Annotated in this window: 15 protein-coding genes and 2 pseudogenes; 5 read left to right on the top strand and 12 right to left on the bottom strand. The window is 46.9% G+C overall.

The features are described from left to right. Positions 1-12: 12 nt before the first annotated feature. From SO_RS02745 to SO_RS02735, 3 genes and pseudogenes are all read right to left on the bottom strand, one after another. Entirely contained in the window at positions 13-2,415 is a 2,403-nt protein-coding gene (locus SO_RS02745) for a zinc-dependent metalloprotease (protein WP_011070915.1), read from the bottom strand. Between the two features lie 129 nt (positions 2,416-2,544). Then, positions 2,545-6,254, bottom strand: a pseudogene (locus SO_RS02740) (response regulator). Between the two features lie 268 nt (positions 6,255-6,522). Continuing rightward, positions 6,523-7,917 (bottom strand): PhoH family protein, encoded by a 1,395-nt coding sequence (locus SO_RS02735; RefSeq protein WP_011070914.1) that lies wholly within the window; start codon positions 7,915-7,917, stop codon positions 6,523-6,525. 388 nt (positions 7,918-8,305) lie between these two features. Here SO_RS02735 and rapA point away from each other — a divergent pair, with 388 nt between their 5' ends. Beyond that, positions 8,306-11,212, top strand: coding sequence for an RNA polymerase-associated protein RapA (gene rapA, locus SO_RS02730; protein WP_011070913.1), 2,907 nt, complete (start codon positions 8,306-8,308; stop codon positions 11,210-11,212). 228 nt (positions 11,213-11,440) lie between these two features. Beyond that, entirely contained in the window at positions 11,441-12,370 is a 930-nt protein-coding gene (locus SO_RS02725) for an alpha/beta hydrolase family protein (RefSeq protein ID WP_011070912.1), read from the top strand. 135 nt (positions 12,371-12,505) lie between these two features. Here SO_RS02725 and SO_RS02720 read toward each other — a convergent pair whose 3' ends face one another. Then, entirely contained in the window at positions 12,506-13,312 is an 807-nt protein-coding gene (locus SO_RS02720; protein WP_011070911.1) for a crotonase/enoyl-CoA hydratase family protein, read from the bottom strand. A 573-nt stretch (positions 13,313-13,885) separates the two neighbouring features. On the opposite strand from SO_RS02720, the gene SO_RS02715 reads away from it, so the two are divergent. Continuing rightward, positions 13,886-14,881 (top strand): response regulator, encoded by a 996-nt coding sequence (locus SO_RS02715; protein ID WP_011070910.1) that lies wholly within the window; start codon positions 13,886-13,888, stop codon positions 14,879-14,881. 18 nt (positions 14,882-14,899) lie between these two features. After that, positions 14,900-15,874 carry a GGDEF domain-containing protein gene (locus SO_RS02710; protein ID WP_011070909.1) on the top strand — a complete coding sequence of 325 codons (975 nt, stop codon included), beginning with the start codon at positions 14,900-14,902 and terminating at the stop codon, positions 15,872-15,874. A 56-nt stretch (positions 15,875-15,930) separates the two neighbouring features. Here the strand turns inward: SO_RS02710 and rraB are convergent, their stop codons facing one another. The 7 genes from rraB to SO_RS02675 form a co-directional block, all read right to left on the bottom strand. Further along, a complete protein-coding gene (gene rraB / locus SO_RS02705) occupies positions 15,931-16,335 on the bottom strand; it encodes a ribonuclease E inhibitor RraB (RefSeq protein ID WP_011070908.1) in 405 nt (134 codons plus the stop codon). Between the two features lie 43 nt (positions 16,336-16,378). Continuing rightward, the gene (locus SO_RS02700) at positions 16,379-17,122 is read right to left on the bottom strand and encodes a 1-acylglycerol-3-phosphate O-acyltransferase (protein ID WP_011070907.1); all 744 of its coding nucleotides are present in this window, start codon (positions 17,120-17,122) and stop codon (positions 16,379-16,381) included. A gap of 182 nt (positions 17,123-17,304) precedes the next feature. After that, positions 17,305-18,084: a metal ABC transporter permease gene (locus tag SO_RS02695; protein ID WP_011070906.1), complete on the bottom strand. Its 780-nt coding sequence runs from the start codon at positions 18,082-18,084 to the stop codon at positions 17,305-17,307. Between the two features lie 4 nt (positions 18,085-18,088). Next, positions 18,089-18,997, bottom strand: coding sequence for a metal ABC transporter solute-binding protein, Zn/Mn family (locus tag SO_RS02690; protein ID WP_164925611.1), 909 nt, complete (start codon positions 18,995-18,997; stop codon positions 18,089-18,091). Continuing rightward, the gene (locus SO_RS02685) at positions 18,981-20,162 is read right to left on the bottom strand and encodes a porin family protein (RefSeq protein WP_011070904.1); all 1,182 of its coding nucleotides are present in this window, start codon (positions 20,160-20,162) and stop codon (positions 18,981-18,983) included. The genes SO_RS02690 and SO_RS02685 overlap by 17 nt, the downstream gene beginning before the upstream one ends. An 80-nt stretch (positions 20,163-20,242) precedes the next feature. Further along, positions 20,243-20,533, bottom strand: coding sequence for a zinc ABC transporter (locus SO_RS23150; RefSeq protein ID WP_011070903.1), 291 nt, complete (start codon positions 20,531-20,533; stop codon positions 20,243-20,245). A gap of 475 nt (positions 20,534-21,008) precedes the next feature. Further along, on the bottom strand, positions 21,009-21,338 hold the full coding sequence (locus SO_RS02675; protein WP_011070901.1) for a membrane protein: 330 nt from the start codon (positions 21,336-21,338) through the stop codon (positions 21,009-21,011). A 221-nt stretch (positions 21,339-21,559) separates the two neighbouring features. Between SO_RS02675 and SO_RS02670 the strand changes: the two are divergent. After that, a pseudogene (locus SO_RS02670) lies at positions 21,560-23,212 on the top strand (mechanosensitive ion channel domain-containing protein). Positions 23,213-23,284: 72 nt separating this feature from the next. Here SO_RS02670 and SO_RS02665 read toward each other — a convergent pair. Continuing rightward, on the bottom strand, positions 23,285-24,997 hold the full coding sequence (locus SO_RS02665; protein WP_011070900.1) for a formate--tetrahydrofolate ligase: 1,713 nt from the start codon (positions 24,995-24,997) through the stop codon (positions 23,285-23,287). Positions 24,998-25,190: the final 193 nt, after the last annotated feature.

Here is a 25,190-nt window from a genome sequence, read left to right as displayed (position 1 = left end):
TCAAAGCGAAGACTAGATTGGCGAGCCTGGCGGTAAGCTTAAGGGCTTAGGAATAAGCTTTTTATTGGCATCCAAGAGTCCCGCAGTGAGTCCCTGCTCCAACCAATTATAGTGCGCAGCCACTTTAGCATTAGCGCGGTTGGCTTTGGCTTTGAACTGCTTTAGCACAAATTGAGCACGTTCTAAGATCGCTGCCTTCACCTCCGCCGAAGTCTGCGGATCATGGTAGGTCGACAACAGTTCATCAATCACCACGGCATTAACGCGCATCCACACACCTTCGACCAAACCAAGCTTATCTTCCTGATACAGCGTCGCGGCAAACAACTTATTCAGTAACGTCTCGACCGACAATTGCTCGTTATCAACCATCGACGCTTGACTCACACGATTTAAGCGTTTTGGCATCAACAGTAAACTTATGGTATGGCGAGCTGACACTTCTGCCATACCGAGGGGATCGTTGACCACGCCCAGCCCCGACTCAAAGGACTCCCGAGTTAACTGATAATTACCCGCCTTAGGCACTAAAGTCTCCAATAATGCTGAAGGAACCGTTAAGCTGGCCGCATCTAAGGTGCTTAATAGGGCATTGAGTCCCGACAATTGTAATGGCGGCGCGATGTAGCTCCAGCGACTTCCGTCACCGGCAGACTGATAGTTATAGTCAGTACCACCAATAAATTTGGCAACGGCCTCAATTTGATAACGGTTGAGTAAGTAGATAGGCACAAAAGCATCGGCCAATTCCCCGAGCGGCTCACGTGGCAACAAGGCTGTTCTGCTAAAGCCTTCGATGGCCTTAAGGCGAATTTTATTGAGTTCAACCAATTGTGCGATAGGATCGTCACCACTGTCCCACAAACTCGCATAGGCATGGCTAGCATCCTTTTGACGCGAGTCGGTTTCGCCAATGTAACGTAGCCCCTTGCGCGCGACTTCGGCCAGCAATTGATTTTGCAGTGCCTGCTGAGCCGTCACGTCACCTTCATCGCTATAACCAAAGGCGATGGTAAAATTATCCCAAGGGCCGACACCCACAGTATAAGGTGCTGAAATATCAATATCTTTATCTTTAAGTTGGATCTTAGGATGGGGATAATCCATCACCGAAGCATCCTGATTGCTCGAGGCGGCAAAGTTATGATCTAACCCTAAGGTATGGCCCACCTCGTGGGCGGCGAGTTGACGGATACGTGCTAAAGCCAGCTCATTAGCCGCCTTCTCTGCGGCAGCTCTATCCTTCCACCCTGCAGTGAGTCCTTTGGCAATCAAATAATCTTGGCGCACCCGCAAGCTCCCTAAGGTGACTTGACCCTTAATTATTTCGCCAGTACGCGGATCGGTGAGTGCTGCACCATAGGACCAGCCCCGCGTCGCGCGATGTACCCACTGGATCATGTTGTAACGGATATCCTGAGGATCAGCATCCTGCGGTAACAATTCCACCTTAAAGCCATTGATAAATCCAGCTTGGGTAAAAGCACTTTCCCACCAGCGCGCTCCATCAAGCAACGCCGAGCGAATGGGTTCAGGTACACCAGGGTCGAGGTAATAGATGATAGGTTTAACCACTTCACTGGGGGCTGGGCCTGGGTTCACCTTTTGTAGACGATGGCGCAAAATAAACCGCTGTACTAGAGGCTCAGAAAAATCCGTTGCATAGTCGCGGTACTCATCGGATAGATAGCCGCTCATAGGATGATAAGCACGAGGTTGATACCCATCCTCTGGCAGCTCGACAAAAGAATAACGCATCCGCACCGACATGAATGTACCGTCAGGCGTCACCTTAGCGACTTGCTCACCCGCGACATCGCCTTTAAAGGTAAGCTGAACATCCACATCACTGTTTTTTTCAAAGGATTTCACCCCAGCGGGTAAGATGGCTGAACGCGTGAAATCAAGGCGATAATTACCCTGCCCTGTTTGTTGCAACACGTTTGAGACACCGTGTAAATCATTAAGCACCAGCTCGCTGATCGCCACCATATCAGGCTTACCTTCAAGCAATTTGCCCTGCCACAATACCGAATCGGCAAAGGCCTCCTCTACAGCCCGTTTTTCAGCGGCATCTTGGGTATTAGCACGATACTGAGTATTCAATTGCTTAAGCTGGATATAAGGGCCTTGGCGCTCAAATTGCACCATGCGGGTTTGACCTAATTGCCCGCGATCTAAGCCGATATCGTTAGAACCCACACCTTCAGGCAAGCTTGTCACCAATAAAAAGGGCTGATTCAGTCGGCTCACCTCAAGGTATAACTCGCCTTCGCTCGGCTCATAGTAAAAATTAAAAAATCCCTTTGCCACTTGGCTCTGTTTAACTATTTGAGTGCTCGGCAGAGTAGCGGCAACGCTAAGGGTGGGCAAACCTAAGAGCAGGATAGCGAGTGCTAGACTGTGGGGTTTCATCTTTCCTCCTGAAATGGCGATATACCCAGGCAACATTAAGGCACAAGTTTCAGCATCTTAAGATTGTTGGGTATACGTGTTCATCTAAAACATGACCACGCGGGGTCATCATTGGCCCCGGGCGAACAATTAACGGTGATTATGCTTGTGTTTAATCCAATGAGTTAAGGTTTCAAATAGCTCTGTTAACACTATCGGCTTAGTAATATGAGCATTCATCCCAGCGGCGAGACTCTTTTCCCGATCACCTGACATCGCATGGGCCGTCATGGCGATAATCGGCAAGACATCGGCGCTATAACGTTCACGCAGTGCACGCGCCGCGGTTAAGCCGTCCATCACTGGCATCTGAATATCCATTAATACCGCATCGAAAGGCCGCGAGTCGACAATATCGAGGGCAATTTGACCATTCCCCGCCACGACCACTTCGTAGCCCGCACTCTTTAACAGTTCAGTCGCCACTTGCTGGTTAATAAAGTTATCTTCCACCAAGAGCACTAAGCCTGTGTGCTCACCTTCTTCTACCGCCACTTCAGCGATAGGCTGTACGACATTGAGCCTTGGTTCGTCGGCAAAGGCAGCAATAATCTCATCGAACAGGCTCGAAGCCTTAAAGGGTTTTTGTAATACGGCAAATACGTTGGCGCTATCCACTTCATGCAGCAAAGGCTCTGCCGCATAGGCTGTCATCATAATAATGATCGGCCGTTTCGCGATCCGACCTTCGGCCACCATAGTATCGATGGCACTGATCACATCACTACCATCCATCTCTGGCATCATCCAATCGAGTAATAATAAATCGATTGGATCCCGCGACAACTTGTACAGTGCCTCAGCACCGCTCGCAGCGGTATCCACCTCAAAGTGGAAGTCGCGCATTAGTGCCGAATATATTTGCAGTGCCGTCGGGTTATCATCCACCACCAGGGTACGTAAGTTATTGAGTTTTTCAGGCACAACCAAAGGCTCGATTTTCGCTTCTTCAGCTATTTCGAAGCTAATGGTAAAGCTAAAGGTACTTCCCACACCTAACTCACTCTGCACTTGCATCTTGCCACCCATCATGGAGACCAAATGCTTACTGATCGATAAACCTAATCCCGTACCGCCGTATTTACGGGTAGTTGAGCCATCGGCTTGGGCAAAGGCATCGAATAACTTTTCCTGCTGATCTTTACTGATCCCGATGCCGGTATCGCGCACCCAGAATTTTAAAGTAATCCGATGATCTCGCTCGCCCACATCTTCGCAGCCCAATTCAATCTCACCGGATTGAGTAAACTTAACTGCATTCGACAACAAATTGATCAGCACTTGTCCTAGACGCAGCGGGTCGCCCTTAAGAATTAATCCCGCAGTTACAGGCGCATACAGCAATAATTCAACACCTTGCTCCTGCGCCTTGAGCGCGTTGAGATCGAGGGCATGATCGAGCACCTTATCCAGCGGGAACGGCACGCGTTCCAGCTCCAATTTACCGGCCTCAATCTTAGAGAAGTCGAGAATATCGTTAATAATTCGCAGCAATGACTGCGCCGAAAAACCGGCTTTCTCGAGATAATCTTTTTGCTGCGCCGTCAATGAAGTGCGCTGTGCTAACTGCAACATACCGATAATGGCGTTCATCGGCGTACGGATTTCATGGCTCATATTCGCCAAGAATTCACTCTTGTACAGGTTCGCCAATTCTGCGTCCTGTTTCGCCTCCAAGAGCGCCACTTCGTTACTCTTATGGCGGGTAATATCCTTATGGGTACCAACCATACGCTTAGGCTGACCATCGGTGGTAAACTCCACCACCCGGCCACGGGAAAGCACCCAATGATAACTGCTGTTTTTGCCCAAGATTCGGAACTCGATTTCGTAAGCATCGACTGGGTTTTCAAGATACTGATTACGGTACTCTTCGACCCGAATTCTATCGTCAGGGTGAGTGAGTTGGTCGATCGCCGACACTAATGCAGGAAACTCATTGGGTTTATAACCCAACATCGAATAATAGGACGGGTTGCAAATAATATGCTCCGAATCCAGATACCAATCCCATAGACCGTCTTCTACCGCATCCATAGCTAAGTGGTAACGCTCTTCTGAAAGGCGTAACTGCTCTGCGGACTCGTACTCTCGTGTCACATCACGCCACACGGCAATCAGACCTTGCAACTCGCCACGGCGGTTGTAAAAAGGCAATTTAAGGGTATCGAGCAGCACGGGCTTACCCGCTAATTCGACCTTCTCTTGATAACGTAGCGGCGTGCGATCTTTTAAAATCTGCGCATCTTCGGCGCGAATACGAATGCCCATCTCTGGCGAGGTTAAATCCTCCGACGAAAGACCGATCATTTCACTTTCGGTGTAACCCAGCATCCGCTCAGCAGCCTTGTTACAACCGAGGTAATTCCCTTCTTTATCTTTAAAGACAATGGCCTCAGGAATGGAGTCAAGCAGAGATCGCAATAGCGCATATTCACGCTCGCGGCGCTCGGTGGCATCTTTTAGCCGCTCGGTGCGGCGCGCCACCAGTTTATCAAGTCGCTTATTCTGCTCGGCCAGATGATGAGTATATTGCTTGTTTTCCTCAAAAATTCGGCTCACCAGTAGGAACCAAGGCTCCCAACCTGGGGTAATTTTTTCCGGCGGTTTACGTGGCTCTTGGGAGCAGCCTTCTAAGTGCGATAACAAACGAGAGGCGGGGCTAACGAAGGAGCGACGCGTTTGCCAGTGCACTATGGTCACCAGTACCGACAGGGCAATAACCACCAAGATAAAAGTCAGCTGCAGTTTTTCGACCGAATCTTGGAACAGATCGTCCTCATTTTGCAGATACAACAAGCGCCAAGGCGCATTATGCAGTGCGACCGAGTGGATATAGTAACCGTTGCGAATAATCCCTTCGTGGGCGTCGAATAATTCAGACTCGGGCAGAGAATGCAGCTCTGAGGGAATGCGCTGGCTGATATGGTAAACCCGATTGATATCGGAGCCATCGAAATCACTGTGGGACAAAATATTATTCTGTTGATCGAGCAGGATCACCGTCCCCGGCATTTTAAAATACACCCGAATTTGCCGCGCCAGCGAGGCCAAGGTCATATCAAGGTTAATCGAGCCCATAAACTCATCGTCAAGATAAACGGGTACCCCTAAGGTCGTCAGTAATCCCTTACCCGTTGAGTCGACGTAGGCTTCGCTCCAAAACACGCTGCGTTGCGGATTCATTGCCGGCGTGGCGTATTGGAATTGTTTTTTGTTGAGCAATTCATCCCTAAAGCGCTCATCGTCATTGGTCCAAGGAAAATAGGACATCATTCGCTGGCGTGACAAATAATAAATGGCCGAGGCTTTGGGTGCGGCTTCTTTGGCGACAGGGAAGGACAGTGATAGTTCGAACAGCATTTCAAGTTCTTGATAAAACTTATCGCTGCGACCATCGAGGGAACCCGCACCCGTGATCCGCCCCATATTAGTGAACGGCTTGCCACCCTTGGCGTAGTTAGGCTCTAAGGTAAAGTACTGACCACTTTCGTTAAATTTGCCGTACTGCGGTAAACGCTCCTTACGCACTAGCTCACCTAAACGCAGGTGATCCACAGCGACGTCCCGCAAACTCTTCACTGCGCGGATGCTCGACTCCAGTAATAAGTCGATCTGCAATACGTGGCGCTCGACCTGCTCTTCGCGCTGCTCCATCTGCTGGGTCTTCTGGCGGTCAAAAAACATCCACGCCGTCAGCAACGACATGATAATCACGCCGATGTAGGTATAAAAACGGCACGGTTATAATTCTTTTGGATCGGCGATTTTAGCTGGAGATCCGGCTCAGTCGATTTCATCCACTACCCTTGATTGCAGCGCCTGATTTTAGCCATCGATGGCAAAAGTTACGGGATTCATACGTGGGTCATATACTAGCAGGAAGAAACACCGTGTCACATCAAATAATTGCCGTACGACGGTTGTCAAAGTCTATGATTAGTTGCTTGAAAAATCATAGAAATGCGTAAAAATAAAGGCCCCACAAGTGAGACCTTTTGTAACAATAGAGTTAATGGCGCCAGAACGAACAACATATCATCTCGAAAGGTCAGCATGCCCTCATCACTAGAGATGTTCTTCGGCGTATTCGGCCAAGCGTGAACGAACAACGCCATTCAGATACAGGTTTGCGCTGCCTTCGAAGTCTTTAAATCGCTCAACGATATAGGTTAACCCCGAGGTCACTGCGGTGAGATAATTCGAATCGATTTGCGCTAAGTTACCGCAACAAATCAATTTTGTGCCTTCCCCCATCCGAGTGATCATGGTTTTGATCTGCGATGCCGTAAGGTTTTGACATTCATCTAATAATACGATGGAGTTTTGGATCGAGCGGCCGCGCATGAAGTTGATCGACTTAAATTGGATATTCGCCTTATCCATAATGTAGTTCAAGCTACCAGTAGGATTCACATCGTTCTTGTGTAGCACTTCTAAAGTATCTGTGATTGCCGCCAGCCAAGGCATCATCTTTTCTTCTTCGGTGCCGGGTAAAAAACCTATTGATTCAGCAATTTCTGGCGTATTACGGGTCACAATCACCTTATCGTAACGGTTTCGCTCCACAACGAGTTCAAGTGCTGCCGCCATAGCGAGTAAGGTTTTACCGCAACCTGCAGGCCCCGTTAAGATCACCAGATCGATATCGGGATCGAGCAAGGCTTGCAGCGCCATGCCTTGGTAAACATTTTTAGGTTTAACGCCCCACGCTTCGAGGTTTTTTAACCGCTCGCGCCCCAAATCTAAAATATGCAGATGAGTATCGCTGCGTTCAGTAACGCGACCACAAAAATCAGATTCGGTATCAATAAGATACTGGTTAATATAGAAGGGTTCGTTGTCTAAATCTTTCAATGGCACTTCATGAATAGTATGCCGACCGTGGCGCTCGGTGGACACCTTGTTTAAATGCTCCCAAAAGTTACCCTGAAATTGGTAAAACCCCTTACTGAGGAAACGAATATCGTCGATCAACTGGTCGGTTCGATAATCCTCAACCAATTGAATACCCGCACCTTTAGCCTTAAGGCGCATATTAATATCTTTAGTGACTAATACTACGGTACGCGGATGGTGAAGGTTTTGTAGATGCAGTGCGGTATTGATAATGCGGTTATCGTTGCCATCCCCCGGCAGGGCGCCTAGGGTAAAATCGACAAGATGATCAGGGAAGATAGAAAGGGAGCCTATCGCATCGGCATGCCCTTCTCGACTTGGCAAAGGGACACCATTAATAATTTGTTCCGGTGTAGTATCACCGCCAAGGGTATCTTCCAATGCCCGAATAGCGACTCTCGCATCGCGACTTACATCACTTTTTCGATCTTTAATCTGGTCTAGCTCTTCTAGCACAGTCATCGGAATGACTACATCGTGCTCTTTAAACGAATAGATCGCCAAAGGTTCATGTAGTAACACATTGGTATCCAGTACAAACAACTTTCTGTCGTCTTGTTCCATGGCGCCTCCAGAGTGCTCGATTATTTTATGCTACTTCTCGTTTCCAGTCGTGATTATGGCTCCTTCGCTGATTGGCGTTAGATGAAGAATGATCTTCAAGTTCAAGCCTCTACTTAACAAAGATGGCAAGCGGCTTACACTAATATTGGCATCATTCTGACTGAATGCCAACCAAATAGTCAGAGACTCAAAAGCAGTGTAAGCCCCTCGATATGACAGAAGCATGACAAAACCTCGAGCGGTAACAGAGAATTTTCTTCACTGTTCAATTTGTAATCTTCTGTGCGGAGAATTAGGCTCTAACGGGTGAGAGGGCGATTCAAATATCCCTAGTATTGATATAACATACGCGCCCTTTGTTAGAGTCCGCCAGAGATGAGAATTTAAGATGCCGTTTGCCTTAGGACAACGTTGGATAAGTGATACCGAGTCAGAGCTTGGTTTAGGAACAGTCGTACAAGTTGAAGGCCGTATGGTCACAGTGTTATTCCCGGCGACTGGTGAGAACCGTATGTTCTCTCGCAACGAAGCCCCGCTGACTCGCGTCATATACAACCCAGGCGATACGGTTGAAAGCCACGAAGGCTGGAGCCTCTCGGTAGAAGAACTCACCGAAAAAGACGACCTAGTCGTCTACCACGGCATCCACAGCGAGACAGGCGAAAAAGTCAGCCTGCGCGAGACCCTGTTAAACCACAATATTCGTTTTAACAAACCGCAAGATCGCCTGTTCGCTGGGCAAATTGACCGCCTAGACCGCTTTGGTATTCGTTATCAATGCCAGTTACTGCGTCATCAACTGGCCACCTCGGATTTACTGGGTTTACAAGGACCACGCGTTGGCCTTATTCCCCATCAAATGTGGATCGCCCATGAAGTGGGTCGCCGTTATGCGCCGCGGGTGTTGCTAGCCGACGAAGTGGGTTTAGGTAAAACCATCGAAGCGGGTCTGATTATCCACCAACAACTGCTGACATGCCGTGCCGAGCGGGTATTGATTATTGTGCCGGATACCCTGCGCCATCAGTGGTTAGTAGAGATGCTGCGCCGCTTTAACCTGCGCTTCTCCGTGTTTGATGAAGACCGTTGCGTTGAAGCCTTTGCTGACCACGACAACCCTTTCTATACCGAACAGTTAGTGATTTGTTCACTCGAATTACTGCGTAAAAAGAAACGCCTCGACCAAGCGCTTGATGCCGATTGGGATCTGTTAGTAGTTGATGAAGCGCACCATTTAGAGTGGACCGAAGAAGCCCCAAGCCGCGCCTACCAAGTAGTGGAAGCCTTAAGCGAAGTCGTACCGGGCGTATTATTACTGACCGCAACACCGGATCAACTCGGTCACGAGAGTCATTTTGCGCGCTTGCGCCTGCTCGACCCGGATCGTTTCTATGACTACGACGCCTTCCTTGCCGAAGAAAATAGCTACAAAGACGTCGCCATTGCCGCCGAAGCTTTAGCGGGCGAAAGCAAATTATCCGATTATGCTATCAACAGCTTAACCGAATTACTCAGTGAAAAAGACATAGCACCGAGCATTCGGTTAATTCAAGCCGAAGGGATCGACAGTGAGTTGCAACAAGCGGCGCGCAGCGAATTGCTGCAAGAGCTGCTCGATCGCCACGGCACTGGCCGCGTGCTTTACCGTAACAGCCGCGCCTCGGTAAAAGGTTTTCCGAAACGTATTTTCAATGCCTATCCCCACGCCATGCCAGAGCAATACCTCACGGCGGCCCGTGTAAACGACATGATGGGCGGCCGTAAAAGCTTAGAAGCGAAAGCGGCACAAGCCTTAAGCCCTGAAAAGCTCTATCAAGAATTTGAAGATAACAGCGCCAGTTGGTGGAAATTCGACCCCCGCGTGGATTGGTTAATCGAATTCTTAAAATCGCACCGCAGCAAAAAAGTGCTGATCATCGCCAGTGGCGCCGATACCGCCTTGAGCTTAGAAGAAGCCCTGCGCACCCGCGAAGGCATTCAAGCGACCGTATTCCACGAAGGCATGTCGATTATCGAGCGCGATAAAGCAGGCGCTTACTTTGCTCAAGAAGAAGGCGGCGCTCAGGCATTAATCTGTTCTGAAATCGGCTCCGAAGGTCGCAACTTCCAATTCGCTAGCCACTTAGTGCTGTTCGATCTGCCATTAAACCCAGATTTATTAGAGCAACGTATCGGCCGTTTAGACCGTATTGGGCAGAAGAACGATATCCAAATTCACTTGCCTTATCTTCAAGATACCGCGCAGGAACGTTTACTCCAATGGTATCACCAAGGTCTAAATGCCTTTGAGCTGACCTGCCCTGGCGGCCATATACTTTTCAGTGAATTTGCCGAAGAATTGTTAAATGTCCTTGTGGGCGGTGATGAAGATGAGCTAACCAATCTGCTCAATCACACCCAAAGCCGCTATAAAGAACTGAAACACGCCATGGAACAAGGCCGCGATAAACTGCTAGAAATCAACTCCCATGGCGGCGATAAAGCCAAAGCAATTGTCGAGCGTTTGGCCCAAAGCGATCAGGACACTAAGCTGATTGGTTCAGTGATCCGTTTGTGGGACATTATCGGTGTTGATCAAGAAGATAAAGGTGAAAACTCTATCATTCTGCGCCCAAGCGAACATATGATGTTCCCGACTTATCCTGGCCTGCATGAGGATGGCGTGACCGTAACTTTTGACCGTGATACCGCACTCTCCCGTGATGATATCGCCCTGATCACCCAAGAGCATCCTCTGGTGCAAACCGGGCTCGATTTGATCACAGGCTCAGATACTGGTACCACAAGTGTTGCGATATTAAAAAACAAGGCATTACCTGCGGGCACCCTGTTTTTAGAACTGATTTATATGGCGGATGCCTCTGCGCCTAAATCGAGCCAGTTATATCGCTATCTACCGCCTACGCCTATCCGCATTCTGCTGGATAAAAATGGCAACGACCTCTCAGCTAAAGTCGATTACACCAGCTTTGACAAACAGTTAAGCGCAGTAAACCGCCATATTGGTAGCAAGTTAGTCACCGCATCACAGCCAATTCTGCATCCGTTATTTGCTAAAGGCGAAGAGTATGCCCAAGTGGCCGTCAATGAGTTAGTGGCTCAAGCGCGCGAGAAAATGACCAGCCAGCTTACAGGCGAACTCGAACGTTTAGAGTCTCTCAAGGCGGTCAACCCCAATATTCGTGAGGAAGAGTTAGAATACCTGCGTAACCAAATGCAAGAGCTAACCACTTACCTCGATGCGAGTCAGTTGCAGCTTGATGCGATTCGTATGGTGCTGGTGAGCCATGTGTAATCCTTGATGGAGTTAAGACTGAACAACATCAGACTCGGTTAAGCTAACAATTCAAACGCCCAGTAAAATCACTGGGCGTTTTTATTTGTCGATTCAGCACCGTTTTTAGGCGCGCATCAGTACGCAATGGCAGTAACGACGGCACGCAAATATTGCTTCAGCCAGCCCGCTTCAGGTTATACTCTAGCCAATTGAATTTATAAGACTACACAGGTGGTTATCAATTCTATGGCGCGTCTAATCCCTTCGGTATTGAGTCTCGTGTTTGCCCTAGCCAGCCTGACCTTATGGGCTGCCGATCCCAGCACCCAAGCGCCAGAAACAAGCCCCCAACCCACACCTGCAGACTCGCAGGCGAGCGCGCCTATACAACCCAAACGCACCAGTAACTATTTACCCGCCAATGAGATCAAACAAATCACCATTGATAACCAGCCGCTGGAACTCCTAGTCCGCTCATGGGAAGGCCGAAAAAAACTCGGTGCAGCCATTATCTTACCCGCCACCAATGGCACCGCCGATGCCCCCGGATTAATGGCCTTTGTCAGACGTAATATTAATGCCGCAGGTTGGGCAAGTTTAAGCCTCACCCCGCCGACAGAACCGCCAGCACCCAATTTTGCCACCCCTGCGACCGAAGTGACTACCGCTGGGTCAGCACAGCTAACCAGTCCTTCCAATAAACCTAGCCAAAAGGTAAAGCCTGAAGACAGTAATAAGCATCTCATTGAACAAGAAGACTTTCTCGTTAAAAGCATGTCACAGCTCGACAGCGTAGGGGCAGACTTTCCCGGCAAACGAGTGCTGATCACCGCCGATCAAAGTGCTGGATTATTGATAAGCCTATTAAGCCAAAAGAAAATTGCCGATCCGGATGTATTGATCGTCATCAATCCCTACAGTGAAGACGAAACGCGCAATCAAGCCATTGCCGAGAAGCTCGCTAAACTCACCATGCCGATACTCGATATTCAATCACCCGATGGTCACCCTGCCTCGTTAGAAACAGCTGCACAACGTAAAACGCTGGCCGTAACCTTAGAGACACCAAATTATCGGCAAACAACGCTGGTATTGAATCTGGATAACGAGAGCGCTTGGCAGAATTGTTTAACGGCCATTAGAGGATTCGCCGCCCGAATGAGCGGCGCACATTGAGGTTTTAGTACTCATGCCTTCGCGAGAAAGCTTGCTAGAGCAACATCCAATCTCGACACATCAATACAACCTCTGCATTAAGGAAGTCTGTGCCATGGTTTTCTAGCAAGTGCATCAGCCAAGTTACCAGCCAAGTTACCAGCCAGACTGGCGATCCTTGTAAGGTTTAGTAGGATCTTTTAGCTGGCGAACTGCTGCAATCGTGCGATTTTTACCTAGTAGCAATCTCACTTGGCTCCATGACTCGCGGCAAAGCAACGAACGGACCGATGCAGTCCAACTACGGTTAATACTCAACTTAATTGCCGCTGCGGCATCTGGGGAGGTATTGAGGAGTTCTTCCGCCAATTGCTGCGCGCTTAACATTGGGTTATCACTTAACTGAGTGACTAATCCTAAGGCTTTAGCCTCTTCGCCTGAGAGCACTTTTGCCGTCAGACTCAATAACATCGCTTGATCCTTTGGCATAATTTGCCGCAATGCCACTAAGCCTGCCATATCCGGCACAAGCCCCCATTTGGCCTCCATAATGGATAGCTTACTGTTAGGACAGGCAATCCTAAAATCCGCGCCTAAGGCGATTTGCATTCCACCGCCATAACAACAACCTTCCAATACCGCAATGACAGGCACAGGTAAACGCTGCCACCCAATAGACACCCTTTGAGCTAAATTGGCATTACCCGGTAGCCCTTTAAACAGCAATTTAACTGCCTGCATAGGAGCCGACATCACGCTTTTGACATCCAAGCCAGAACTAAAGTGACCTCCAGCACCAGATAAAATAACCAGACGAATACGCGGATCTGATTTAATCCTTTTGATGGCTTTATCAAGCTCACTAAACATCAAATAATTAATTGCATTGAACTTTTCTGGACGATTAAGCACGACATTTGCGATGCCATTCTCAACCGTGACTTGCACACAACGCTCACCCATGAAATATCCCGTTACTGGTCAGTCCAGATTAAATGTTAACATATTTGGAATGATTGACCAAAGCATGTAACATGAGAACAAATTTTGACTTGAGTCAAAATATTGTCAGCCGTCGTTAAGTATTAGTGTGTGATTATGTTAGGCTGCAATCTAAACTCTAACAAATGCCGATTTATGAAGCTGTTAGAATTAATTCGGGATGCTGATAACACCCATATCAGCATCTATTTTGAACAAAATGCATCTCTGGCAACTCCGCTTACCTACAGCATGTATATCTGTGCATGATAGAGGATCGATACTGTAGGCATCTTTTGATGGATTAAGCATATAGATATTCGCAAGATCGACGTATTTTTTGCGATAAATAATAAAATTGACTTAGCTATCCAAGATTTTAATCGCATTCAGCCCTTAGAATTTAACGGAAAGATAATTAAATTAGCTAATAAAATCTATAAGTTACATTTAGATGATATAAATCAAACTTGCCCGAAGCTCCTAATTCGTCATTCAAACATTCAGAATTAGTGTTATCTTCAATAAATGGGCAAATAAGGATCAGTAGTCAGCATGACAATCTCTGTACTCATCTGTGACGATTCCGCCATGGCGCGCAAACAAATGGCTCGCACCCTCCCCAAAGAATGGGATGTTGAGATAACCTACGCGACCAATGGTGCCGAAGGATTAGATGCCATTCGCGCTGGTAAAGGCGAAGTGGTCTTCCTCGATCTCAACATGCCCGTAATGGATGGTTATGAAGTACTACAAACCGTTCAACAAAACGATCTCCCCGCCCTTATCATTGTAGTGTCGGGTGATATACAGATAAAAGCTCACGAACGAGTTAAAGCATTGGGTGCATTGGACTTTATCCAAAAACCCGTCAGTGCTGACGCCATCAGTAATATCCTCCAAGAGTACGGCATTCTCACCCTAACGCAGAAAGATCAGGTTGAAGACACACCTATGATCAAAGTCGATATGCGTGATGCCTGCCAAGAGATCGCCAACGTTGCCATGGGACGTGCTGCCGATTTGCTCGCCAAATTACTCGATGTATTCGTCCTCTTGCCTATCCCAAATGTCAATGTGCTAGAGGTCAGCGAGCTGACAATGGCACTGAAAGCAACTGAGGAAAGCTCAACAGTTTCAGCACTTTGCCAAGGGTTTATTGGTGCTGGCGTTGCGGGAGAAGCGCTCTTACTATTCCATGACTCAAGCTTCCAAGATATGGCTAAACTCATGGGCGTTGCAAATCCAGAGGATAAGCAAACCGAGATTGAAGTACTGATAGACACCGGAAACGTATTAATCGGTGCATTCCTGAATGGGATATCAGAGCAACTCGATATGAAATTCAGCCAAGCCCATCCTGTGGTGTTAGGCCGTCACTGCACAGTGAATGATCTTATCCATGATAATTCGGAAAAATGGCACAGAACATTAGCCATGGAAATAAACTATCGTATTGAAAATCATAATATTCAATGCGATTTATTATTGTTATTTACCGAAGACTCTATTCCGACACTGAGCTATAAACTCGGTTATTTACTCGATTAATCAGTTGGACTTTACCTTATGTCAAACGATCAAAGCGCAATGAACGAACTCCATTGGCTTATCGATATGGTACAAACCATAGAAGTGGGTCTCGTGGTATTAGATCGCGATTATAATATCCAACTGTGGAACGGCTTTATGGAAAACCATAGCGGCGTCTCGCCCAATTCCATTAAAGGTCAAAACCTGTTTAGCCGCTTCCCTGATTTGCCTGCCACTTGGTTAAAACAAAAAATGGAATCGGTTTTTATGCTTAAAAATCGAGCTTTCATTAGCTGGGAACAAAGACCTTACGTTTTTCAGTTTAAAAACTACCGCCCTATCACTGGGCGCGCCGATTTTATGTACCAAAACGTGACCTTGTTACCACTGGCCTCATTAACCGGTAAAATCACCCATATCAGTGTGATTGTTTATGATGTCACTGATATCGCGGTAAATAAGTTGCAGCTCAAGGCCGCCAACGAGCAGTTAGAACGCCTCAGCCAGACCGATGGCTTAACGCAACTGCATAATCGTCGCCATTGGCAACAATGCTTGGAGCATGAGTATGATCTCTATGCCCGCTATTCTGGGATCGCGAGCTTGGTGATGATCGATATCGATCATTTCAAAAATATCAATGACACCTACGGGCACCTCGCAGGTGATAAGGTGATCCAGCATATCGCTCATATCTTGAGCCATTCGTTACGGGAAACAGACTGCGCAGGTCGTTATGGCGGTGAAGAGTTTGCAGTAGTCATGCCCAGTACCTGCGGCGCAGATGCCTTAAACTTTACCGAACGTTTACGGGAAAAAATTGCAAGTTCAACCGTAGTTTACGAGGGACTAAAGATAAAAGTGACCGTCAGCCTTGGTGTATGTGAACTAGGCAAACATATCAGCAGTAGCTCAAGCTGGATTTCCTGCTCAGACAAAGCTCTGTACGAGGCGAAACAAAAGGGTCGAAACTGTACCGTCCTGCATTGCGCACCAACCTCTGCAGAATAAAGCAAAAAGCCCATCAATGATGGGCTTTTTGCTTTATTCGAATCAATGACAACGCATTAATGTGGGAAGCCGTCGTCTTGTTCGTCGTCTTCTTCATCGTCGATTTCATCACCAACAAAGTAGGTTCCCCAGCCGTCGTAATCCACTTTTTGCTTGGCAGCGAGTTGCAATAACTGCTCGGTGGCTTTATCCAATAATGGAACTTCTAATTTGTGGTAAGCAATCGCGTCGAAACAGAAAATCACCGAACCATCTTCCAATTCCATTTCTTCGGCATCATTGACTTCAAATCCAAGTTTGAATGCATCAACCGCTGCCTTCTCTAAGCGCTCAAAATTGCTCGATGAAAAATGGTGTTCAATGGTGTATTCAGCATCAGGCTCTGAGCCATCGTCGAGCAGGGCTTGCACTATGTCGCGATTCTCGGCGAATTGGGCTTTTAACTGACTTTCAATAGACATGGATGTGTCTCCGTTAAGATAAAACTGGCTCAAATTGGCGTTATTATACGTCATCAGCCGGGATAGTTTTACCCATTAATGTTGCCGCTTCGCGATTTATCTCGTTAAATTTTGCAGACATAATCTCGTGCACCTGTGCCGAAAAGGCTTTCGCATCAGCTTTATCTAAACCTTCAGTCGGGATCGGTGCCATCATCTCGATAATCACTACCCCATTATCCCAGCGGTTCAAATTGATATGGCTTTGGCACGAAGTCAGCACTGGTACGACTGGCACGCCTGCGGCAATCGCGGTGTGAAAAGCACCCGCTTTGAAGGGTAACAACCCACGCCCCCGTGAACGCGTGCCCTCAGGGAAAATCCACACGGAGAGACGATTCTGCTTAATTTTTTCCGCCGTTTTCGCCATGGTATCAAAAGCACTATTGCGATTTTTTCTATCGATAAGAATATTGCCCGATAACCAATAGATCTGGCCAAATAAGGGGATCCACACTAAGCTCTTTTTCCCTAAACTGACAGTGCCTTTAGGTACTGCTTTAGTATGAGTGAACAGATCGAAGTTATTTTGATGATTGCCTAGGAAAATGTAGGGGCCATCCTGCACCTCTTTAGGCCGACGAACTATAACTTTAAGCCCTAAAATCGGGGCTGCGGATGAAAAGATCTTGGCGAACATATGTACATTGTCACGGTGACGAGGTCGTAATAGGCACACCAGACCACCAAAAATAAATGCAAGTAACAATGACACCGCCAACAACACAGATCTGACAATTAATAGCACGACATACTCCAAGGGTGAAAGTGGCGACAGTATAGCCACCCATCCTTAGGGACTCAATATATTGTTTACATCTGTAAGCTGAGTTGCTAACAATCCAAACAAAAGCCCATCGATACTCTCGCAATCAAGCGTATCGATGGGCTTTAAAATCAATATCTAAGCATAAAACCTGTGCTAAAGACTTAGCTTTGGGTATGGCTTACCCTTGCCGCTTTACTTAAGCCTAAACGGAATACCAGCGCACTGATGGCTAATGTCGCGACAATCGCCGCTCCACTAGGCAAATCCATGGTTGCCGATAATACCAGTCCAAGCAAGTAACCCATCAAGCCTACAAGATAAGCGTAAAACAAGCCGTTTTTACCTTGGTACTTGTTCAGGGCAAGTGCCGGCAGAATCAATGTACTAAACACTAAATAGACGCCCACCAACTCAACTGACAAGGTGATAACGAGGGCAAACAGGAGATAGAATCCCGCACCATTTAATATCTGTGGTCGCACAAAAATCACCGCTAGCACCAGAACATACACCACTGTGGGTAACACTAATTGTGACCAGCTAACCCAAAGGATCTGACCTGACATCAATTGCTTTAGCAACTCGGCACCATGGGGATCGTTTGCCAACAATAACATGGCAGCCACGGCCGATAGCACGTAAAAGCAGCCTATCATGGCTTCTAACTCACCCGCCATTCGCTTAGATAACCAAGCGATAAATCCGGCTCCTGCAAGGGCAAATAAGGCAGGCATCAACACATGAGAAAATGGCATCTCTTCTAATCTGTGATCCATATGCGCCACAATGGCTCCCAATGCCGCCACCTGAGCAATCGCTAAGTCGATAAAGATGATCCCACGCTTAAGCACTTGTTTACCTAGTACAATATGCGTAGATAACACCAAAATCCCCGCTGCCAGCGCAGGCAGCAGGATCGACATCAGTTCCAGATCAAACATAGGACTATTTCACCCCATTTAAGAGGGAAATCGCACTGTCATAGAGGCTAAAGAGATCTTGACTATTATCATTTCCACCGACAGACATAGGTAACATCACGACGGGAAGATTCGCCTTTTCACCCAACCACTTAGCACCACGTTCATCCTGATAAGAAGCCACCACTACAGCAAAAATATCACCTTGTTCGGCGCGGCTTAGCAAACTCGCTAAATGGCCACTGGTGGGTGCTAAACCAGGTTTAGGTTCAAGATCAGCCACTTGTTCTATACCCAACCAGTTAAATAGGTATCTAAAACTGGTGTGATAGGCGATCACTTTTTTACCTTTTAACGGCTTGGCTTGTTCTTCCCAACGGGGGATAGCTGCTTGCCAACGAGAACTGAAGTCCGCTAACGACTTTTGATAATTCGCAGCTTCACTCGGTTCCAATTGGCTCATCTTAGCAGTTAAGGCTTTGGCCACTGTTAACACCCGATTAGGATCGAAATGAATGTGTGGATTTCCCTTAGCATGCACATCACCCATACTGCGATCCACACTAGCCAATTTGTCTAAGGTATCGATTTGCTCGGCGGCAAAAAACAAGCCTTGCTCGGTCGAATGTACCTTAGCGTTAGCGGACTTCATCTGTAACATAGGCAACCAGCCGATTTCTAAATCGGCCCCCGCACACACCACCAGATCCGCTTGACGCATTTTGGCGATCAAGCTCGGACGGGCCTGCACTTGATGCGGATCTTGTAAGGCCGTGGTGGCTGAATAAATGCTGGCGTTAGGTGCCAACTCTTTTGCCAATGCAGCATATTCAGGTTCGCAGGCAAACACATTTAGCTCAGCGTGAGCAAAGCCTGAACAAGCAAACGATAGGGCCGCGGCGGCCACTTTTACAACATTAGAATTGATGCGCACCGTGAGCCCCCAGAGACATAATGTATTGAATAGTGAAAACATTGTCGTCTTCGATTCCATCGAAGTTAGTACCCTTCTGATTGGTGTACTGGAAACGAACCGAAGAGAAATGACTTGAATGCCACGCCAGACTCACTTCAGATTCCTTTAACTTCTGTCCATGGAAATGCTCACCATGGAGCTCTTGGGTATCAACCTCACCGTAACGCAAGCCAGCAGACCAACTAGGCGTAAATTGATATACGCTGCTCAGATACCAACCTTGGTGATAATCCTTGCTCGGCGCATCCTCAGGATGTAAATCCGCAGGCACAAAGTCTGTCACGCGGTAGTACTCACCAGTCAAGGTGAGATTTTGGTATTTATAGTTGCCATTAGGCGCCCATTTATAAACAAAATCAGCACCATAGGTATTTTTACCTGTATAGGATGCTGCGTGGCTGTGATCATGGCCTTCCTCGACAACTTCGTGAGCGTGCTCATCACCTTCTTCATGGGCAGTTACTTGGCCGTTTTCGTTACGTAAGTAACTTAATCCCGCCTGCCACGAGCTATTATCACCAATATCGCCACCAATTTTTGAATATAAGGTGTACACCCCCACGTTTTTAAACTCACGCTCACCGTGTTCATCAGCGGCACGCATACTATCGCCCTTAAAGGCTTCCGCACCAATGGTCCAATACAAATCCGTCGGAGCCACAAAGTTTAAGCGCACACCGTCATCAAAATAGTGGCCACCGAAAAACGCTCTGTAAGCAATTGGGCGATCGGTAAACGAATCCGTGTGTAAATGTTGGTTATTTAAATAACCAATGTCAGATAAAAAGCGCCCTCCACGGATAGAGAAACCCGCTGGCATCGCCATGGTTTGGATAAATGCTTCTTCAAGATTAAGCTCAGTTTCGCCATCATGCATCTCAACCACTGCGGTTAATTTGCCGTAAAACATGTCGTCAATATTGGCGCTCATGGCGAGTTCAGTTTCACCTAAGCCAAACCCTTCAGCTGTCTCAGCCAATGGACGTTCAGCCGTTTGATAATAGCCATTAAGCACTGCGCTGATCGTCGGGTTGGTTATACTTGAATCGGCCGCAAACAAGGTCGGTGAAGCAAATGCACAAGCCAAAGCCACCAAAGAAATTCGGTTGTTAAAAACAGTCATGATATCTCCAAAATACAACTAACTCTCGATGAAAAGTTAATTCACCAAGAAATACAATAGGTTAAAATGTAAAAGTTGACTTAGAGTTGTGCAGGTGGAGCGCGGCTAAGGTAAACACTAACGTGTTTTACCAAAATTACAGGTAAGAAAAAGTCGCAAACATCGAACCGCTGTATCGCTAAGTTCAGCGCAAGCGGATGAGTTAACAGAATTTTATTAAGCTGGTGCTGATGGAAACAGAGAGTACAGTGCGTCTTTGCCCCATCATCAAGGTGAGTCACACTATGGACTGAGGCAGCAAGAGACAGCAATACCAATACAGCTGCAAGCCATATCGAAATTGTGCGTCTTATGTGACTATGCAGTCTCACTCAGTCGTCCCCAGCGTTGAAAGTGGCACAAGTTTAAGCCAGTCCACTAGTAAGTTGCAATAAGGTAATGCCTTAGCAAGGCGTTACAAGATATTTACCATTGCAACACTCCTCGGACAGATATACCTTTAAATGTATGCTCTACATTCACAAAATGAGTTATTTAAGATTAGCTTAAGTCAGTAAAACTATGATGTGCACAGTGTTATTCAAGCCAAATATTTAATCTATTCAATCCAGCAAAAGGCAACCAAAATGCTAGCATTCTTTCGTGAAAACTTTGGATTAATCTTAGGGATAGTAATTTTCGGCGCAGTAGTTTTGGGCGGTATTTATTACGTTGAGCACTCATTAGAAAGCCAAGAGCAGGTCATTCAATAACACAAGCCCTTGTAAAACCATGTTGAGCCTAGAATGGTTAAAATCACCAAGGTTCAAACCAATGTGGCTCGACATGTTTTACAACCTCTTTCCATTAGCGATACTTTTGCCTTTGATCGCTATCATCCACCTTCTCTGGCGCTTCAATCGTCTGTAGCTGATCCATAAAATGGCTTACCAGTAACAAGATCACGCAAAAGATCATCACTGGGATCAAAAAATGTCGCGTTGAGGCATCGAAATAACTGTATAGCCCAGTTAGCACACTCGCATAAAAGCCAAATAATTTTAACTTCAATAATTTAGGACTGTGACCCAGCCAAGCAAAACAATGGGGACATTGCACTTGCGCGTGAAAACCTTTTCCGCGTTGTTGGGTAATTTCAGCAATTTTAATCGACTGGTGGCAATGGGAGCACAGCATTTAAAGTACATTCCTAACGATGGGGCGCTAAGTCTATCAGATCCAAATCTCATTCAGTCGAACTAATTAGCCCTGCGGTTTAAAAACCTGAGTCTATGGTCTAGAGCTGCAAACTAGCACACAAACTTTAAACTTAAATGGGTTATTATACTATTGATATTTTACAGGGTTTAGCTCGGCTTCTATCATATACCTACCTCTTTTAATTGAAGGTAACGCCTATGCGCCGCTCACTGATATTACTACTCGCCCTAAGCTTTCCCCTGCTGATAAATGCCAAAGTATTCGCTGCAGATCCAGTCCCCGTCACGACCACTCAAACCACTTCGGTTTCAAACGATACTGAAGCTGAATTAACGACGCTACAAACTGCCATTAAAGAAGATATTGCGCGCTTAGCTCACTACCAAGGTGAATTGCGCACGATTGCTGAATATCGCATTCAAAATAAGTCCTTACAGTTACGTAATAAGATTAAAACACTTTTAGACGATGACAGTTACGACAAAGCCTTAATATTACCCCTCGTTCAAGAGCAATTGCTTTTTAATCAGAAAATTAACGACTACTTTAATGATATCGTCAGCAAATTATCCCAGAAACTCGGTACACCGGATGATGAGGCTACCTTACTTGAGATCTCAAAGCGTGAACTCGACAAAGACAATAATTACAAGCAACGACTTGAGACCCTAGACTGGCTGAGTCAGCTTGGCCAAGATGTGACGGCAGAAAAAGCACAGCTCACCCAAATCCTGCTTAGCCGTGCAGATAACTTTGATAGCTTTGTCACTTATACCCAGCAACAATTACAAAATGCGGTGAATGACGCCACCAATGCAGGGAAAGATGCTACCTCAGCGCAAACCAGTCGTGTGATACAACTAAAAGACCGTTTGGCGCAAAATAGCCTTAGCCTCAGCATAGATATCGAACTACTTGATGCACTAGGGCAAAACACCGCCATGCTGAAAAAGACTTTGTTTAGCATCTCCGGTGATATTACGCAGGATGTGTTAAGCGTTGATGTGGCATCGAGCTTAATCAAGCAATGGCTAAATACTGCTAAAGATCAAGCCATTAACCACGGGCCTACCTTAGTCTTTAAATTATTTATCTTCTGTCTGATCCTATTTGTCGCTAGCCTTGTGGGCAAACTGGTGAAAAAGATAGTGAGTAATACAGTTAGCAATTCTAAGTTAAATTTCAGTAAGTTACTGCAAGACTTTTTTACATCACTCTCGGGTAAGGCTGTATTTACTATCGGTTTGCTGATTGCTTTATCCCAGCTTGGTATCGAACTAGGCCCCCTGCTGGCAGGTTTTGGTATTGCCGGTGTGATCATCGGTTTTGCCCTGCAAGACACCCTTTCCAACTTTGCTTCAGGCATGATGATTTTAATCTATCGCCCCTACGATGTCGGCGATTTGATTAATGCAGCGGGCGTGTCGGGGCGCGTTAGCCATATGAGCCTAGTCTCTACAACCATTAAAACACTAGATAATCAATGACTTATCATTCCAAACAATAAAATTTGGGGCGACACCATTAACAATATTACCGCTGAGCATCAACGCCGAGTCGATATGACGTTTAGTATCGGCTATGGCGATAATATTGAGCAGGCCGAAGCCGTACTGACATCAATTGTTGAGGCGCACCCTAAAGTGCAAAAAGTGCCAGCTCCACTCATTAAGTTGCACGTGTTAGGAGACTCCTCGGTCGACTTTATCGTTCGTCCTTGGGCGAAACCTGAAGACTACTGGGATGTATATTGGGATATCACCCGCGAGGTAAAAATGCGCTTCGATGCCGAAGGTATCAGCATTCCCTTCCCGCAGCGCGATGTGCATATTTATCAAACAAGCAAATAGCGCTAAGCTTACCTAAACCAAAAGGCGTAATCCAAGATTGCGCCTTTTGTCATTGTTCAATGAACTATCAAGTTAACCGAGTCCAATAATCTCACCATCGACATCGATATCTATTTTTAAATAGCCTGGGGTTAATCCAAGCCCTGGCATTGTCATCACATTGCCCACAAGTGCCGTGATAAATCCAGCGCCCGCATTTAACACTAATTCACGCACTGGCACGATAAAACCTTGAGGGACACCTTTAAGCTGGGGGTCGTGACTGATCGATAAAGGGGTCTTTGCCATACACACGGGCAAATGCGCATAACCGAGCGCACTCAGCTCCTGTAATTGCTGTTTTGCCACAGCGGATAAATTTATACCGGCTGCGCCATAACCTAATTCTGCTAAGGTCGATAATTTAGCTTCCAACTCCATATTATCGGGATACAGCAACCTAAACTCACTTGGTTGTTCACAAGCGCGAATTACGGTTTGTGCCAAAGCCATCGCCCCATCTTCACCTTGGCTAAAAGCTTCGCTGAGTTCGCAGCCAAATGCCGCAGTACCACGCACGGCTTCCATTAACCAGTTGAGCTCGGCGTCCGTATCGCTGGCAAAACGATTGATAGCAACAACAACAGGAAGACCATATTGGACCACATTATTGATATGCCAATTTAAATTGGCAAAACCGGCTTCAAGACGTGCTTGGTCAGGCGCATTAATATCCGTATCCGACGCTAAACCGCTATTGGCCTTAAGCGCCTTTAATGTGGTCACTAATACTGCGGCACTCGGAATTAACCCCGACTGCCGCGCTTTGATATTGCAGAACTTTTCAAAGCCCATATCGGAGCCGAACCCACCTTCGGTCACCACAAAATCGGCCAGTTTTAAGGCGATATCATCGGCAATAACCGACGAGTTACCATGGGCGATATTCGCAAAGGGTCCCGCATGAATAAGACAAGGCGCACCGTTTAAGGTTTGCATCAACGTAGGTTTTACCGCATCCGCCATAATCGCTGTCATGGCTCCAGCTACACCGAGTTCGTCGGCGCTAACGGCCTCTCCCTGTCGATTAAGGGCTAACACTAGCTTGCCAATACGTACGCGCATATCAGTCAAATTACGGCTTAGCGCCAAAATGGCCATTAACTCAGAAGCGGCGGTAATATCAAACCCTGAGGTATAAGCAGGGCCGTTGTTTTCCCCCAGTCCCACCTCAATCTCCCGTAAACAACGATCGTTATGATCAACTACCCGGTGCCAGCGAATGCCCTTTGGATCGATATCTAAGTAGCTTAAGCCAGATTGACGCTCAAATTCAGCCTTGCCTAAACGCATTTCATGGTAAAGCCGAGAAGCAATCGCCGCAGCCCCAAGATTATGAGCGCTACTCACAGCATGAATATCACCCGTTAGATGCAGATTCAGCTCCTGCATAGGCACAACTTGGGCATAACCGCCACCAGCAGCCCCACCTTTTACCCCAAATACTGGCCCCATACTGGGTTGGCGAATACAGGCACACACTTTATTGCCGAGCGCCTTGAGTGATTGCGTTAAACCAATGGTCGTCACGGTTTTACCTTCACCGTGAGGCGTTGGCGTAACAGCGGTAACAATAATCAATTTGCCCTTTGGTTGCCCGGCTAAGCGCTGCTGTACTTGCAGATCCACCTTCGCCTTGGTATTGCCAAATAGCTGCATCTCTTCGGGCAACAACCCAAACTCGGCACCAAGTTGTGCGATATCTTTTAGATGCGCGCGGCGCGAAATCTCCATATCGGTTAGCATGGGTAATATCTCCCTCGGGTTCTTTGGCTTACGAACTTTGGTATACAAATGTTGATTTACGAAATGAGTATACGGAACAGGTACACGAAAACGATTAGTATCAGCGATGACTGATTGAATATGGCGGATATTAGGTGATTCGCTCTAAGATATATACCCATCAAAAAGGTTAATGAGCGGTTCCTTAATCTGC

Source organism: Shewanella oneidensis MR-1 (genome assembly GCF_000146165.2).
GTDB lineage: Bacteria > Pseudomonadota > Gammaproteobacteria > Enterobacterales > Shewanellaceae > Shewanella > Shewanella oneidensis.
Note: the sequence above shows the minus strand (reverse complement) of the source record. Positions and strands in the feature narration are given on the sequence as shown.

What these genes read in the sequence shown, in the direction of transcription:
- SO_RS02675 (WP_011070901.1), bottom strand. Translation starts at nt 21,338, where the DNA reads ATGCTGTGCTCCCATTGCCACCAGTCGATTAAAATTGCTGAAATTACC.
- SO_RS02745 (WP_011070915.1), bottom strand. Translation starts at nt 2,415, where the DNA reads ATGAAACCCCACAGTCTAGCACTCGCTATCCTGCTCTTAGGTTTGCCC.
- rapA (WP_011070913.1), top strand. Translation starts at nt 8,306, where the DNA reads ATGCCGTTTGCCTTAGGACAACGTTGGATAAGTGATACCGAGTCAGAG.
- SO_RS02710 (WP_011070909.1), top strand. Translation starts at nt 14,900, where the DNA reads ATGTCAAACGATCAAAGCGCAATGAACGAACTCCATTGGCTTATCGAT.
- SO_RS02715 (WP_011070910.1), top strand. Translation starts at nt 13,886, where the DNA reads ATGACAATCTCTGTACTCATCTGTGACGATTCCGCCATGGCGCGCAAA.
- SO_RS02720 (WP_011070911.1), bottom strand. Translation starts at nt 13,312, where the DNA reads ATGGGTGAGCGTTGTGTGCAAGTCACGGTTGAGAATGGCATCGCAAAT.
- SO_RS02665 (WP_011070900.1), bottom strand. Translation starts at nt 24,997, where the DNA reads ATGCTAACCGATATGGAGATTTCGCGCCGCGCGCATCTAAAAGATATC.
- SO_RS02735 (WP_011070914.1), bottom strand. Translation starts at nt 7,917, where the DNA reads ATGGAACAAGACGACAGAAAGTTGTTTGTACTGGATACCAATGTGTTA.
- SO_RS02685 (WP_011070904.1), bottom strand. Translation starts at nt 20,162, where the DNA reads ATGACTGTTTTTAACAACCGAATTTCTTTGGTGGCTTTGGCTTGTGCA.
- SO_RS02725 (WP_011070912.1), top strand. Translation starts at nt 11,441, where the DNA reads ATGGCGCGTCTAATCCCTTCGGTATTGAGTCTCGTGTTTGCCCTAGCC.
- SO_RS02695 (WP_011070906.1), bottom strand. Translation starts at nt 18,084, where the DNA reads ATGTTTGATCTGGAACTGATGTCGATCCTGCTGCCTGCGCTGGCAGCG.
- rraB (WP_011070908.1), bottom strand. Translation starts at nt 16,335, where the DNA reads ATGTCTATTGAAAGTCAGTTAAAAGCCCAATTCGCCGAGAATCGCGAC.